The organism is Mesorhizobium sp. SARCC-RB16n (assembly GCF_008520305.1).
Classification (GTDB): domain Bacteria; phylum Pseudomonadota; class Alphaproteobacteria; order Rhizobiales; family Rhizobiaceae; genus Mesorhizobium.
This window is the reverse complement of record NZ_ML703283.1, coordinates 1-15,135: the sequence shown is the minus strand read 5'-3', so window position 1 is coordinate 15,135 and position 15,135 is coordinate 1. Positions and strand designations below refer to the sequence as shown.

The following is a 15,135-nucleotide window of genomic DNA, read 5'->3' as shown; positions in this document are numbered from 1 at the left end:
CGGGCGAGCCGACCGTCATCCGGCCGGGCCGCTGTCCCGCTGGCTGTCTGCAGATTCCACGTCTTGATGTTGTTCCAGATCAAAGTGTCCGGCAGCCGCTTTGAAAAAGCAATTGATATTGTTAGGGTGGTTCCTGTGAGAAAATCTCACAACGAAGCCGAGCAACCATGGCCAAGCGCTTGCCACCTCTCAACCCGCTGCGCGCCTTCGAGGCCACGGCGCGCCATGCCTCGCTGACCAAGGCGGCGAGTGAGCTGAATGTCACGCATGGCGCCGTCAGCCACCAGATCAAGGCGCTGGAGCAATCGCTTGGCGTCAAGCTGTTCGAGCGCGCCGGCCAGCGGGTCAAGCTGACCCCGCATGGCGCCGAACTTTTGCCGGCGGTGTCGACGGCCTTCGACGGCATCGCCGCCGCCACGCAACGGCTGACGCGGCCGGCAAGCAGCGGCGCGCTGTCGGTGTCCTGCGTGCCGGCGCTGCTGCTCTTGTGGGTGACGCCGAGGCTCGGCAGCTTCACCGCGCAATATCCCGACATCCAGCTGACGCTCATCCCCTCCAACGACCCCAGGGATATCCGGGCGCCGCATATCGATGTCTGCGTGCACTATGGCGACGGCAGCTGGGCCGATTGCTGGATGCGCAAATGGTCGGGCCTGGAGCTGTTCCCGGTGGTCAGCCCGACGCTGATCAACAACCGGCCGATCCGCAATGTTCGCGACCTTGCCGACCATGTCTTGCTGCATGGTGACGATGGCCGCGAGTGGCACACCTGGCTGGCCGCCGCCGATGCGCTGGACCTGGAGCGCGGCCGGCGCCATCATCTCGGCGATGCGCGCATGACGGCGGAAGCCGCCGTCCATGGCCATGGTGTGGCGCTGGGCGATTCCGTGACGGCAAGCGCGCTGCTGGCCAGGGGCATGCTGGTCGCGCCATTCAGCCTGTCTGTGCCGGCGGTCGACGATTTCTATGTCGTTTGCCGCAACGAAATGCGGGCGACGCCGATCGTGCAGGTGTTCATAGACTGGCTGTTCGCAGAGAAGGCCGGGGACGACAGCCGCGCCGACGCCCCGGTGGCGGGCCGCCTCGTCACCCGCCGCAAACGCCCTGCGCTCAAGGTGATGGGCGGCAAACTCCCGTAGCCGCACGCAGGACTTTCTTTTTGTCGGGCCAGCCTGAAACCAGGCAGCGTTTTGGTCAATTCGATGCTATGAGGCCTGTCGCTATTTGTGGTGGCAGGGCAGCGAAGGCGGTAACGAGACATGGCCAGGACCGATATTGCGCGGCGCGTCTACAACCACACCTGGAAGCTCGACCCGATCGTGCGCAGCCTGCTCGATACCGACTTCTACAAGCTTTTGATGCTGCAGATGATCTGGGGCATGTATCCCAAGGTCGATGCGACCTTCTCCCTGATCAACCGCACCACCTCGGTGCGGCTCGCCGACGAGATCGACGAAGGCGAGTTGCGCGAACAACTCGACCATGCCCGCACGCTGCGCTTCTCCAAGAAGGAGATGATCTGGCTGGGCGGCAACAATTTCTACGGCCGCAAGCAGATTTTCGAGCCGGAGTTCCTCGCCTGGCTGGAAGGTTTTCGGCTGCCCGACTATGAGCTCTCCAGGCATGACGGACAATACGAACTGACTTTCCCCGGCCCCTGGATGTACACGACGCTGTGGGAAATCCCGGCGCTTGCCATCATCAACGAACTGCGCTCGCGCGCCGCTTTGCGATCGTTCGGGCCCTTCACGCTCGACGTGCTCTATGCCCGCGCCAAGGCCAAGATGTGGGCCAAGACCGAACGGCTGAAGGCGCTGCCCGGCATCCGCATTTCCGACTTCGGCACCCGCCGGCGCCATTCCTTCCTGTGGCAGCGCTGGTGCGTGGAGGCGCTGAAGGAAGGCATCGGCGAGGCCTTTACCGGCACCTCCAATGTGCTGCTGGCCATGGACAACGACCTCGAAGCGCTCGGCACCAACGCGCATGAGCTGCCGATGGTGTTCGCGGCACTGGCCAATTCGGAAAAAGAGCTGAAGCAGTCGCCCTACAAGGTGCTGCAGGACTGGCAGCGCTACTATGGCGGCAATTTGCTGATCGTGCTGCCCGACGCTTTCGGCACCGCCTCCTTCCTGCGCGACGCGCCGGACTGGGTCGCCGACTGGACCGGCTTCCGTCCCGACAGCGCCCCGCCCATCGAAGGCGGCGAAAAGATCCTGTCGTGGTGGCGCGAGAAGGGCAAGGACCCCAAGCAGAAGCTGCTGATCTTCTCCGACGGGCTCGAGGTCGAAACCATCGAGGAGACCTACCGCCACTTCAAGAGCAAGGTGCGCATGTCCTTCGGCTGGGGCACCAATCTGACCAATGATTTCGAAGGCTGCGCGCCGACGCAAACCAACAGCCTCGACGCCATATCGCTGGTCTGCAAGGTCACCGAGGCCAACGGCAGGCCGGCGGTCAAGCTTTCCGACAACCCGGCCAAGGCTACCGGCGATGCCAAGGAGATCGAGCGGTATTTGAGGATATTCGGGCAAAAGGATCGCGTGGAGCAACTGGTCAAGGTTTGAGGCTGAGGGGCGGACTCTTGGACAGTTCGAGTTCCGTCGCGCCCCCCTCTGTCCTGCCGGACATCTCCCCCACGAGGGGGGAGATTGGACTTCACCTCCGCTTTCGCCAATCTTCGACGTTGCAAGAAAAAAGCCGACGACACGGGCAGCCAATCTCCCCCCTCGTGGGGGAGATGTCCGGCAGGACAGAGGGGGGCGCCGTAGAGCGCTGCCGTCTGTCGTTAGCCTTCCCGCTTGCCGCCCTCTGGTTCGCCTCACCCACTCCCGCCTTCGCCCACGCCTCCGACCGTGGCCATGTCCTCCTTCTCCCCACCGGCTATTACCTGATCGGCGGCGCGTTCGCCGTGGCTGTCAGTTTTCTCGTGCTGGCGCTGCTGCCGGCGGATTGGATTGACCGTTTTTGGCGTCGGCGCTTACCGCTATTCGCCTTCAGCGACGCCGCCCGCACCGCCGTCAGCCTGATATCTTTTGCCGGCTTTGCAATTCTCCTCGCCTCCGGCGTCCTTGGCAGCCGCGACCCCCTCTCCAACCCGCTGCCGTTGGTGATCTGGACGCTGCTATGGGCAGGCCTGACGCTGCTGCAAGGCGTGTTCGGCGATCTCTGGTCTTGGCTCAACCCCTGGTACGGCCCGTGGCGTCTGCTGTCGCGCCTGACCGGCAGAAGCGATGAAGCGGCCTGGCAACTTCCGCAATGGCTTGGTCGCTGGCCGGCCGTCGTGTTCTTCTTCGCCTTTGCCTGGTTCGAACTCATCGATCCGGCGCCCGACGATTCGGCGCGGCTCGCATGGGCCGCTGGTCTCTATTGGCTGTTCAGCTTCCTCGCCATGCTGGTGTTCGGCTACGACAAGTGGAGCCGCAGCGGTGAATTCCTCGGCATCTTCTTCTCGATGGTGGCGCGCTTCGCGCCGATCGCGCGCGACGGCCATGACCGTCTTGCGCTGTGCTGGCCGGGCGCCAAGCTGCTGGCGGCTGAACCCCTGCCGACAAGCGGTATCGCCTTCCTGCTGCTCGCTCTGTCCTCGGTCTCCTTCGACGGCCTGTCGAAGACCTTCTTCTGGCTCGGCCTGTTCGGCATCAACCCACTGGATTTCCCGGGCCGCACGGCGGTGATCGGCAGCAGCAGCCTTGGCCTTGTCCTGACATTCGTGCTGCTCGCGGCAGTGTTCCTGCTTGCGGTGATCCTCGGCCAGCGCCTTGCCGGCAGCGATCGGCCTCTCGCCCAGGCGGCGGGACTGCTGGTGTGGTCGATCGTGCCGATCGCGCTCGCCTATCATGTCGCGCATTATCTGACGGCACTGCTGGTCGACGGCCAATATGCTTTGGTCTCCCTGTCCGATCCGTTCGCGCTGGGTTGGAACCTGTTCGGCACCGCCGACATGCAGGTCGAGGCCGGCGTCGTCGCCGGCGCGGTCTCCGCGTGGTGGCTGTGGAACGTCCAGGCCGGCGCGATCATCCTTGGCCATGTCCTGGCGGTTCTCGTCGCCCACGGCTTTGCCTGGCGCCTGCATCCCCAACCCGCCCGCGCCGCGCTCAGCCAGTTTCCGCTCACCGTCTTGATGATCGCCTACACCATTTTCGGTCTCTGGCTGCTTGCCACGCCGACGGTCGGATGAGACAAGCTTGCCCTGACGGAAAGCTCGCTTGCCAGGCCAGCCCTTTGGTGATTTAGTTTGTACACATGCAATTTTGCATCCTCTTGCCGAGGATGTTCGAGCCGCCTTATCGTTGGTCAAAACGCACAAACAGGGGAACGAACGTGACTGACAAGAACGGATTTTTCGACCTCTCCAAAACCACACTTACCCGCCGCACCGCGCTCAAGGGTCTCGCCGCCGGCGCCGGTCTCGCCGTGGCGCCCGGCTTCGTCCGCTATTCCCAGGCGCAAAGCTCCGCGCCGATCAAGATCGGTTTCCAGTCGCACCGCACCGGCATCGGCGCCGCCTATGGCCGCTGGTACGAGAAGACCACCGCCGCCGCGATCAAGGCGATCAACGCCGCGGGCGGCATCAATGGCCGTCAGGTCGAGGTCATCATCGAGGATGACGGTACCGATCCGGGCCGCGGCGCCGAAGTGGTCGGCAAGTTCGCCACCCAGCACAAGACCGACATCGTCTTCGGCACGCTGTTCTCGCATGTCGTGATCGGCTCTGCTCCCGCGGCCGGCGAAGCCAAGATGCCCTATTTCGTCGTCAGCGAAGGCCATCACGTCGCCTCGACCAAGCTCAACCGCTATGTCTTCCAGCCCGGCATCACCGACGTGAAAAGCCAGATCCAGTCGATGGCGCCGTGGATCGCGGCCAATGCCGGCAAGAAGGTGACGCAGATCTTCCCCGATTTCGCCTTCGGCTACGACCATCGCGACTACCTGCCGCCGGCGCTGAAGGCGCAAGGGGCCGAGGTGATCGCGCAGATCGCCATTCCGCCGACGGAATCGTCCTTCACCAAATACTTCCCGCAGATCCCGCCCGAGACCGAGGTGATCTATCACGTCATGGTCGGCCCGGCGGTGCTCACCTTCGTCAAGGAACTCGGCGAGTTCTACGGCTCCAACCGGCCGCAACTGTTCGGCTTCATCGATTCGCTGGAAGCCGTCGACATCAACAGCCCCGGGCTGGAATTCCTCGACGGCAGCCATTTCTGGGAAGGCTCGCCCCGCTATGCCCAGCCCGATGACACCGAAGCGCAGAAAGCCTATCGCGCCTCCGTCGGCATCGACGACAATGGCGCCGCCGTCGGCGACCCCAAGGACGTCTCGACGGCCGCGCACATGTTCGGCTGCTGGGAAACGCTCTACGTCGTCAAGAAGGCGATGGAAGACGCCGGCTACAAGGGACCGGAAGACCGCGCCAAGCTGGTCGAGGCGACTGAAGCGCTGAAAGAGTTCGCCGAAGGGCCGGAGCATCCGCAGGGACCGAAGACCTTCAACGGCAAGATCCACCAGTGCTTCGGCATCCAGAACATCTCCAAGGTCGAGGGCGGCAAGCTGAAGGTCGTCCACAAGACCAAGATCGAGGAAGGGCTTTACGAGGCCGAAGGGGATTACACGACGCAGGCGCTTTGAGTTTGGCTAACCAGCAAGCGTGAGCGCCAAGCCACCCCCCTCTGTCCTGCCGGACCCGGCCCTGCGCTATCGCTCCGGGCGTTCGTCGTTCGGAAAGCCAAGCAATTGGTTTTCCGTCCGCTGCGCGGACCACTTCTCACCCCCCTTGAGGGGGAGATGTCCGGCAGGACAGAGGGGGGCGCTTCGCGTCACCCTATCGGGCGTATAACCCATGCACTTCGGCCCCCATCTCCTCCTCGCCGCCCTCGAAGGCCTCGTCACGTCAGCCGTGCTGGCGCTGACCGCGCTTGGCCTGTCGTTGGTGTTTGGCGTCATGCGTGTCGTCAATGTCGCGCATGGCGAGTTCTTCATGCTCGGCGCCGTGCTTGCCTGGGCGATCACATCGGCAATAGGCGGCCACCCCGCGCTCGGCTTCCTGGCGGCGCTGGTGATTGCGCCGCTGATCGTCGGCGCCATCGCGCTGGTCGCCGAACGGCTGGTGCTGCGCCGGCTCAACTACAACCCTGAAGCCACCATCGTCGCCACCATCGGCATGCTCTACATCATCCAGCAGCTGGCGTTGACCTTCTATGGTCCGGAAGCGCGGCCGGTCGAGCCGCCGTTCAGCTATCGCATCCTTTTGCCGTGGTTCGGCTATTCCGGCTACAAGCTGTCGATCATCGCCGCATCCGCTCTCCTGTTGATCGCGACATGGCTGGTGCTGACGCGCACCAGGATCGGCCTGATCATGCGTGCCACGCAGTATGACAGCGAGACGGCGCAGGCCTTCGGCATCCCGGTCGGCCGTGTCTATGGCGGCGTCTTCGCGCTCGGCGCCATGCTGGCGGCCATCGCCGCGGTGCTGATCGTGCCGATCAGCCAGGCGCATTACCTGATGGGGCAGGACCCGCTGCTGCTCTCCTTCATCGTCGTCATCATCGGCGGCCTCGGCTCGCTGCGCGGCACCGTCGTCGCCGCCGTGCTGATCGGCCTGTCCGACGGCATCATCTCGATGTTCTTCTCGCCGACGCTGGCCAAGATCATCGCCACGCTGCTGGTCGCCATGGTGCTGGTGTTCCGTCCGCAAGGCCTGTTCGGGACGGCATCGCGATGAGCGAAGCTTCGCCGGCAAAGGCCTATGCGCTGCATCTCGGCGTGATTGCCCTGCTCTTCGTGCTTAGCTTCCTGCTGCCGGACTATTATCACGGCCTGCTCGCCCGCATCATGGTGCTGGCGGTCTTCGCCATGGGCTACAACATGCTGTTCGGCTATGTCGGCCTGCTCAGCCTCGGCCATGCCATGTTCTTTGGCGCAGGCCTTTATGGCGCCGGGCTTGCCGTCATCCAGCTCGGCTGGAGCGTGCCTGCGGCATTCGCTGCGGGCCTTGGCTGTGGCGCCGTTCTTTCGCTGATCATCGGTCTCCTGGCGCTGCGCACCACGGGTGTCGCCTTCATGATCGTCACCATGATGTTTGCCCAGGTGGTTTACCTTGCCATCCTCTATTTTGCGGCCTGGACCGGGGGCGACCAGGGCATGGTCGTGCCGCAGCCGACGCGTGTCCTCACTTTCGGCGCGACCTCGCTCGATCTCACCAATCCGACCGTGCGCTACATGGCGGCACTCGGGCTGTTCTCGCTCGTGCTGCTGATCACGCTTGCCGTCGTCCGCTCCAGATATGGCCGCGTGCTGGTCGCGATCAGGGAGAATGAGGAACGCACGAAGATGCTGGGCTACGACACCTTCTCCAACAAGCTTGCCGCTGTTATCGTCTCCGGCACGATCTGCGCGACGTCCGGCGCCGCCTACGCGCTGCTGTTCGGCTATGTCGGCTCGAGCTTCGCATCGGTGCAATATTCCATCCTGCCGCTGCTGTGGGTGCTGCTCGGTGGCGCGGCCACAACGCTCGGGCCGCTGCTCGGCACGCTGTTCATGTACTACGTCATCGACGTCACCAGCGGCTACACATCGGCCTATCTGCTGATTGTCGGCGTGGCGCTCATCCTGCTGGTGCTGTTCTTCCCGAAAGGCATTCTCGGCACCGTCCGCCAGCGCTGGCTCGGATGGCTGCCATGACGCCGCTGCTGACCACCAAGGGCCTGTCGTGCAGCTTCGGCGGCCTGCGCGCCGTCGACAATGTCGATTTTACCTTGATGCCCGGCGAGATACGCGCCGTCATCGGCCCGAACGGCGCCGGCAAGACCACCTTCGTCAGCCTGGTCAGCGGCCGCATCCAGCCATCTTCGGGAGCGATCGTCTTCGACGGTGCCGACATCACCGGTCTGCCGACCTATGCCAGGGTCCGCCGGGGCATCGCCTACACCTTCCAGATCACCAGCGTCTTTGCCAATCTCAGCGCCTATGACAATGTCGCGCTGCCGGCGCAGCTCACGCTGAGCGATAGCCGCTCGATGGGTGCGCTGCGTGCCGGCGTCATGACGGCGCTCGAACGTACAGGGCTGGCCGACCGCGCCCATATGCCGGCCGGGCAATTGTCCTACGGGCATCAACGATTGCTCGAAGTGGCAATGGGGCTGGCGCTGAAGCCGCGCCTTCTGATCCTCGACGAGCCGACGCAAGGTCTGGCCGACAGCGAGATCGACAATTTCATCGAACTCGTGCGCGACATCGCCAAGAACGCCACCGTGCTCCTGATCGAGCACAACATGCCGGTCGTCATGCAACTTGCCGACCGCATCACCGTCTTCAACGCCGGCAGGATCCTGGCCGAGGGCACGCCCGAAGCGATCCGGGAAGACGCCGCGGTGCAGGACGCCTATCTGGGGACCGCCCCATGACTGAAGCACTGGCGATCTCAGGACTGGACTGCTTCTACGGCCAGGTCCAGGTGCTCTATGGGCTCGACCTCGTGCTGAACGAGGGCGAGGTGCTGTGCCTGTTCGGCCGCAACGGCGCCGGCAAGACGACGACGCTGAAAGCGATCATGGGCCTGGTTCGGGCCAGTGCCGGCTCGATCCGGCTCGCCGGCCGGGAACTGACCGGCCTGCCGGCGCATGAAGTGCCGAAGGCCGGCATCGCTTATGTGCCGCAGGGAAGGCGATTGTTCGCCGAGATGACGGTGGCCGAAAACATCGAAATCGGCCTGATGGCGCGCGGCAAGGGCAAGGCGACGCGCGAAAACGTGCTCGGCCTCTTCCCGCTGCTGCGCCAGCGGCTGCGGCAGCGCTCGGGCACCTTGTCCGGCGGCGAGCAGCAGATGCTGGCCATGGCGCGTGCGCTCTGCCTCGAGCCGCAGGTGCTTTTGCTCGACGAGCCGACCGAAGGGCTGATGCCGTCGATGATCGCCAAGATCCGCGAGACGGTGTCGAAGCTGCGCGAGATGGGGGTCTCCACCATCCTGGTCGAGCAGCGCGTCGATGCGGTGCTGTCGGTGGCCGACCGGGTTTGCTTCATCGAGAACGGCCGCAACCGCGAAACGGTCGATGTCGAGGCCCTGCGCGCGGACCCGTCCGCGGTTCGGCGCTATGTCGGCGTCGGTTGATCAACGGAAAAACAAAAACCCGGCGATCAAGAAGGTCGGGACCAGCACCAGCCCGGACCACAGCATGTAGCCGAAGAAGCCCGGCATCTTGACGCCGCGATGCCTGGCAATCGCATAGACCATGAAGTTAGGGGCGTTGCCGATATAGGTGTTGGCGCCCATGAACACGGCGCCCGCCGAGATCGCGGCAAGCGTCGAGGCGAACTCCGTCATCAGGTGCTGAGGGTCGCCGCCTGCCAGCTCGAAAAACACCAGATAGGTCGGCGCATTGTCGAGGAAGGACGACAACGCCCCGGTCAGCCAGAAGTAGGCGAGGTCGTTGGGCGTGCCTTGCGCCGAGGTGACGAGCGCGACCAGCGGCGCCAGCGCGCCGTCATGGCCGGCCCTCAAAATGGCGACGACCGGAACAATGCAGATGAAGATGCTGGCGAACAATTTGGCCACTTCCGCGATCGGACCCCAGTTGAAACCGTTCGCCTGGCGGTGGCTCTTGTAAGAGAGGGGAAGCGATAGCAGGGCCAGCGCGAGGATGATCGCGTCGCGTACCAGGTTCTGCAGCTCAAGACTGACGCCGAACACGGAAAAGCTCACGCCCGGCTTCCACGCCGCCGACAGCAGGATGGCGCCGATCACGCCGACCAGCAGCGGGAGATTGGCCAGGCCGCGCAAGCGCACCTTCGTATCCGGGGTTGGATCCTTGATCTTCGGCGCGCCAGCCTCGCGCCGGTGCAGGATGACCTCGATCGCCAGGAACACCGCCAACACGACGGCGGCGACGAACAGCGTCTCGCGCCAGAGGTTGGTGGTCGTCCAGAAGAAATCGACGCCGCGCAGGAAGCCGACGAACAGCGGCGGGTCGCCGAGCGGCGTCAGCGAGCCGCCAATGTTGGACACCAGGAAAATGAAGAAGATGACGACATGGGCATTGAAAGGCCTGTTGTCGTTGGCGCGCAGGATCGGCCGGATCAGGATCATCGAGGCGCCGGTCGTGCCGATCACCGAGGCAAGCAGCGCGCCCACGATCAGCAGTCCGGCATTGACCAGCGGTGTGCCGTGGATGTTGCCGGCAAGCAGGATGCCGCCTGAAATCGTGTAGAGCGCAAACAGCAGCACAATGAACGACATGTATTCGGTGAGCAGGGCGTGCAGCACCGCCTCGGTTGCCGCCGGGGCACCGAAGGCAATGGCGAGCGGCACGATCACCAGCGCCGCCCACAAGGCAGCAATCTTGCCGTAGTGGTGTTCCCAGACATGGTGGAACAGCAGCGGACCGGTGGCGATCGACAAAAGCAGGCCGGCAAAAGGCAGCGCCCACCAGAGCGACATCGTGGCGCCCGGCAGGCCATGCTCCTCGGCCGCGAAGGCCTGTGCCGGAAACAGCATTGCGACGATGATCGCGCCGGCCGCGCCGATCGCTATCGGCATGTATCCCCTTGTGCTCCCCACGGTGCGGTCAGTCCGACGTGTGATCTTGGAGCATCACGCCGGCATCGCGCATTTTCGCCAGCATTGTCTCGAGCGATCCGTTGAGGTCGATGCCGCGGCAGGCATCAAACCGGACGGTGGTTTTGAAACCCTGGCTGACTGCGTCCAGCGCCGAAAAGGCGACGCAGAAATCGGTCGCCAGGCCGACCAGGGTCAGCGTGTCGATATCGCGCTCCCGGAGATAGCCGGCGAGCCCCGTGGGCGTCGCGTGATCGTTCTCGAAAAAAGCGGAGTAGCTGTCGATGGCGGGCCGAAAGCCCTTGCGGATGACGAGCTCGGCCTTGGTCCAGGCCAGGCCGGAATGGAAATCCGAGCCGAGACTGCCCTGAATGCAATGGTCCGGCCACAGCGTCTGCGGGCCGTAGGGCATCTCAATTGTCGAATAGGGCTGCGCGCCGGGATGGCTGGAGGCAAAGCTGGAATGGCCGGCGGGGTGCCAGTCCTGCGTCAGCACGACATGGTCGGTTCGCCGGATCATGTCATTGATCAGTGGCACGATCTCGTCGCCGCCGGCAACGGCCAGCGCGCCGCCCGGGCAAAAATCGTTCTGCAGGTCGATGACAACGAGCGCTTCGTCGGCCATGGGGTTTCCTTCCTGTCAGGCTAGGGCTCGGGCTCCGAATAAGGGACCGGGCGAAAGAAAAAGCCGCTGGCGCGACCGGAGGGGAGAAACTTGACCAGATGGCGGGCCGCGTCAACCTCCAGCGGCATAACAAATGCGTGGCGATGCCAGTCAGATGAGTGCCGGCGTAAACTCTGGCTTTGACAATTTCCACCGTCTTGATATCATTTGCATACGAATGAATTTGCCGGATCGAAAACCGGCAAGATATCTCCGGGCAAAACGCCTTGGGAGGGCCAATCTCGGGGATGGCCCATCATGTTGGGAAGGCCCGTTTTGTTGGGAAGGCAGGCGTGATCCGTTACGCGAAACCCACCACGGTCGACGAGGCGCTCGCGCTGCTTGGCGGGGGCACTTGGCGTATCCTTGCGGGCGGCACGGACTTCTATCCGGCGCAGGGCAGCAAGCCGTTTCGCGACAATGTCCTCGACATCAACGGCCTGACAGCGCTGCGCGGCATCGCCGAGACCGGCAGTCATTGGGTCATCGGCGCGCGCACAACATGGACCGATGTCATTCGCTATCCGTTGCCCGCGGCCTTCGATGCCCTGAAACAGGCAGCGCGCGAGGTCGGCTCGGCGCAGATCCAGAACGTCGCCTCGGTCGCCGGCAATCTCTGCAACGCTTCACCGGCCGCCGACGGCGTGCCGGGGCTGCTCGTGCTCGACGCCGAGGTCGAGTTGCGCTCGGCAGCGGCGACGCGCCATTTGCCCTTGTCGGACTTCGTACTCGGCAACCGCCGCACGGCATTGCAGCCTGGCGAGATGGTGACGGCCATCCGTGTGCCGAAACCGAGAGGCATGTCGGCCTTCGTAAAGCTCGGCGCCCGGCGCTATCTCGTCATTTCCATCGCCATGGTGGCGGCGCGTCTGGTGGTGGAAAACGGCATTGTCACCGAGGCAGCGATTGCCGTTGGATCGTGTTCGGCTGTCGCCAAGCGGCTTGCCGGTGTCGAGGCGGCGTTGCGCGGGCTTGTCGTGGACGCCGGGCTTGTTGACGCGGTCAGGTCGGCGTCGATGGCCGAGCTGTCGCCGATCGCCGATGTGCGCGGCAGCGCCGAATACAGGCTCGAGGCGGTGCGCGAAATCGCTGCTCGCGCCGTACTTGAGGCCGCGGGAAAGCCGACAGGCGACAAGGTGGCCGCATGAGCATGGATCGCGCCGATATCGCCTTTGCGGTCAATGGCGCCGCCGTCTCGGTCAACGTGCCGCCGCTGCGCCGGCTGTCCTCGGTGCTGCGTGACGAATTGCGGCTCACCGGCACAAAGGTCGGCTGCGACGCCGGCGATTGCGGCGCCTGCACGGTGCTGGTCGACGGCGACCCCATCTGCGCTTGCCTGATGCCGGCGGCCTCAGCCGCCGGCACCGCGGTGACAACGGTCGAGGGCCTCGCCAATGGCCGGCTGTCGGCGCTGCAGGCCTCGTTCCTGGCGCATGGTGCCGCGCAATGCGGCATCTGCACGCCGGCGCTGCTGGTCTCGGCAACCGCGCTGCTGGACACGAAACCCAGGCCGACCGAGATCGAGGTGCAGGATGCGCTGGGTGGGATTCTCTGCCGCTGCACCGGGTACCGGAAGATCATCGCGGCGGTGATGGAGGCTTCTCTCCAGGCCGCGAGCCTGGATTTCCGCCTGCCCCGGTCCGGCCACGCCATCGGCGCGTCACCGGTCCGGCTCGACGGTGTGCCAAAGGTGACCGGGGCCGAGAAATTCGGCGGCGATTCCTTTCCGGCCGATGCGCTTGCCGTGCTGGTGATCCGCTCGCCGCATTATCATGCCGGCTTCGCCTTCGGCGACATCGATAGCTGGGCAAGCAACCATCCCGGTATCTTGGGCGTTTTCACGGCCGCCGACATCCCGGGAAAAAACTGTTTTGGCGTGATCGGCCCGTTTGCCGACCAGCCGGCGCTGGCCGAGGGCTTTGCCCGGCTTCGCGGCGAAGCTGTCGCCCTGGTCGCCGGCGAGCGCGAGGCGATCCTCGACCTGGATCTGTCGGATTTCCCCATCCGCTGGACCGAACTGCCGCATGTTCTGCAGCCCTGCGACGCACAGGCCGAAGGTGCCGCGCTGATCCATGAAAATCGCCCGGCCAATTTGTTGACCAAGGGCTTCGTCGAACGCGGCGATCCCGAGTCGGCACTTGCCGGTGCGGCTTTTACCGCGAGCGGCGCGATCGATACCTCCTATGTCGAGCACGCCTATATCGAACCGGAAGCCGGCTATGCATATCTCGACGGCGACACGCTTGTCGTCGTCGCCTGCACGCAAGCGCCCTACATGGACCGTGACGATACGGCAAAAGTGCTCGGCCTCACCGTCGACAAGGTGCGCATCGTGCCGACCGCGACCGGCGGCGGCTTCGGGTCCAAGCTCGACGTTTCCCTGCAGCCTCTCATCGGCCTGGTGGCGCTGAAGACCGGGCGGCCCGCGGCCCTTGCCTACACCCGCAACGAATCCATGATGTCGACCACAAAGCGCCATCCGACGCAGATGAAGGCCACCATCGGCGCGGATGCCGAGGGCCATGTCATCGGCATGATCTTCGAAGGTGATTTCAACACCGGCGCCTATGCCAGCTGGGGGCCAACGGTGGCCAACCGCGTGCCCGTGCATGCCTCCGGGCCCTATGTGACGCCCAACTACCGCGCCGAGGGCCGTGCAATCCACACCCATGGGCCGATCGCCGGTGCCTTTCGCGGTTTCGGTGTGCCGCAGGCAACGATCATGCAAGAGACGCTTTATGACGAGCTCGCGGGCAAGCTTGGCATGGATCGGCTCGAGTTTCGCTTGAAGAACTGCCTTCGGAACGGATCCGAAACGGTTACCGGGCAGCGTCTGGAGTCTGGCGTCGGCATCGCCGAATGCCTCGAAGCCCTGCGGCCGCATTGGGTGCGGACGATGGCCGATGCGGATGCTTTCAACAGCGCCAGTATCGATAGAAAGCGCGGCGTCGGCGTCGCTTCGTGCTGGTATGGCTGCGGCAACACCTCGCTCCCCAATCCGTCGACCATTAGGGTCGGCATCGCGGCTGACGGCACGGTCATCCTGCACCAGGGCGCCGTCGATATCGGCCAGGGGTCCAACACCGTCATCACGCAGATCTGCGCCGACGCGCTCGGCCTGCCGCTGGAAAAATTCCGGCTGAAGAGCGCCGATACGGCGATCAGTCCCGACGCCGGCAAGACTTCGGCCTCGCGACAGACTTTCGTGACCGGCAAGGCGGCCGAGAAGGCGGGCCGCGCCCTGCGCGAAAAAATCCTGCGCTTTGCCAATGTCTCGGACAAGGCTTCCCTTCGCCTGGATGGATCGGCGATCGTCATCCGCGAAGGCGAGGCGACGCGCCGTATCGATCTGGTCTCGCTCGATGCGGACGCCGGCGGCTTCGTCTTCCGCGCCGAGGAGACATACGATCCGCCAACGCTGCCGCTCGATGCCAAGGGCCAGGGCAAGCCCTATGCGGTCTATGGCTATGGCGCGCAGATCGCCGAGCTCGAGGTCGACCTCAGGCTCGGCACGATCAAGCTGATCAAGATCATCGCCGCGCATGACGTCGGCAAGGCGATCAATCCGCTGCTGGTCGAGGGTCAGATCGAAGGCGGCATCGCGCAAGGCATCGGCATGGCGTTGATGGAAGAATACATCCCCGGCCGCACCGAGAACCTGCACGACTATCTCATCCCGACCATTGGCGATGTGCCGCCGATCGAGACTATCCTTATCGAGGTGCCCGATCCCGAGGGCCCATTCGGCGCCAAGGGCCTGGGCGAGCACGTGCTGATCCCGACGGCGCCGGCGATCCTCAACGCCGTCCGCCACGCCACCGGCGTGCTGGTCACCAAGGTGCCGGCAACGCCAAGTCGCATCCTGGCGGCCATCCGCGAGAAGGAGGCACGCGCATGAGACTTCCTGTGTCAACCTGTTGTGAGC

General features: G+C 64.5%; 12 protein-coding genes. 10 read left to right on the top strand and 2 right to left on the bottom strand.

Annotated features, from left to right (window positions below; genetic code table 11):
* The first annotated feature begins 167 nt into the window (after positions 1 to 167).
* The 8 genes from gcvA (at position 168) to C7I87_RS25820 (ending at position 9,103) form a co-directional block, all read left to right on the top strand.
* Positions 168 to 1,139: a transcriptional regulator GcvA gene (gcvA, locus tag C7I87_RS25860; RefSeq protein ID WP_149906880.1), complete on the top strand. Its 972-nt coding sequence runs from the start codon at positions 168 to 170 to the stop codon at positions 1,137 to 1,139.
* A gap of 120 nt (positions 1,140 to 1,259) precedes the next feature.
* Complete coding sequence (gene pncB, locus C7I87_RS25855) at positions 1,260 to 2,564, top strand: nicotinate phosphoribosyltransferase (RefSeq protein WP_149906879.1); 1,305 nt, start codon at positions 1,260 to 1,262, stop codon at positions 2,562 to 2,564.
* 173 nt (positions 2,565 to 2,737) lie between these two features.
* Positions 2,738 to 4,177, top strand: a complete 1,440-nt coding sequence (locus tag C7I87_RS25845) for a hypothetical protein (RefSeq protein ID WP_149906878.1) — start codon at positions 2,738 to 2,740, stop codon at positions 4,175 to 4,177.
* A gap of 143 nt (positions 4,178 to 4,320) precedes the next feature.
* A complete protein-coding gene (locus C7I87_RS25840) occupies positions 4,321 to 5,625 on the top strand; it encodes an ABC transporter substrate-binding protein (RefSeq protein ID WP_149906877.1) in 1,305 nt (434 codons plus the stop codon).
* A 211-nt stretch (positions 5,626 to 5,836) separates the two neighbouring features.
* Positions 5,837 to 6,718 (top strand): branched-chain amino acid ABC transporter permease, encoded by an 882-nt coding sequence (locus C7I87_RS25835; RefSeq protein ID WP_149906876.1) that lies wholly within the window; start codon positions 5,837 to 5,839, stop codon positions 6,716 to 6,718.
* A complete protein-coding gene (locus C7I87_RS25830; protein WP_149906875.1) occupies positions 6,715 to 7,677 on the top strand; it encodes a branched-chain amino acid ABC transporter permease in 963 nt (320 codons plus the stop codon). The genes C7I87_RS25835 and C7I87_RS25830 overlap by 4 nt, the downstream gene beginning before the upstream one ends.
* On the top strand, positions 7,674 to 8,399 hold the full coding sequence (locus C7I87_RS25825; protein ID WP_149906874.1) for an ABC transporter ATP-binding protein: 726 nt from the start codon (positions 7,674 to 7,676) through the stop codon (positions 8,397 to 8,399). Before C7I87_RS25830 ends, C7I87_RS25825 begins: the two co-directional genes overlap by 4 nt.
* A complete protein-coding gene (locus C7I87_RS25820; RefSeq protein ID WP_149906873.1) occupies positions 8,396 to 9,103 on the top strand; it encodes an ABC transporter ATP-binding protein in 708 nt (235 codons plus the stop codon). Before C7I87_RS25825 ends, C7I87_RS25820 begins: the two co-directional genes overlap by 4 nt.
* Here the strand turns inward: C7I87_RS25820 and C7I87_RS25815 are convergent, their stop codons facing one another.
* Positions 9,104 to 10,528, bottom strand: coding sequence for a sodium:proton antiporter (locus C7I87_RS25815; RefSeq protein ID WP_149906872.1), 1,425 nt, complete (start codon positions 10,526 to 10,528; stop codon positions 9,104 to 9,106).
* A 28-nt stretch (positions 10,529 to 10,556) separates the two neighbouring features.
* A complete protein-coding gene (pncA, locus tag C7I87_RS25810; RefSeq protein WP_149906871.1) occupies positions 10,557 to 11,171 on the bottom strand; it encodes a bifunctional nicotinamidase/pyrazinamidase in 615 nt (204 codons plus the stop codon).
* 332 nt (positions 11,172 to 11,503) lie between these two features.
* On the opposite strand from pncA, the gene C7I87_RS25805 reads away from it, so the two are divergent.
* Both C7I87_RS25805 and C7I87_RS25800 read left to right on the top strand, forming a co-directional pair.
* A complete protein-coding gene (locus tag C7I87_RS25805) occupies positions 11,504 to 12,358 on the top strand; it encodes an FAD binding domain-containing protein (protein ID WP_149906870.1) in 855 nt (284 codons plus the stop codon).
* Entirely contained in the window at positions 12,355 to 15,108 is a 2,754-nt protein-coding gene (locus C7I87_RS25800; RefSeq protein WP_149906869.1) for a molybdopterin-dependent oxidoreductase, read from the top strand. The genes C7I87_RS25805 and C7I87_RS25800 overlap by 4 nt, the downstream gene beginning before the upstream one ends.
* The last annotated feature ends 27 nt before the right edge of the window (positions 15,109 to 15,135 follow it).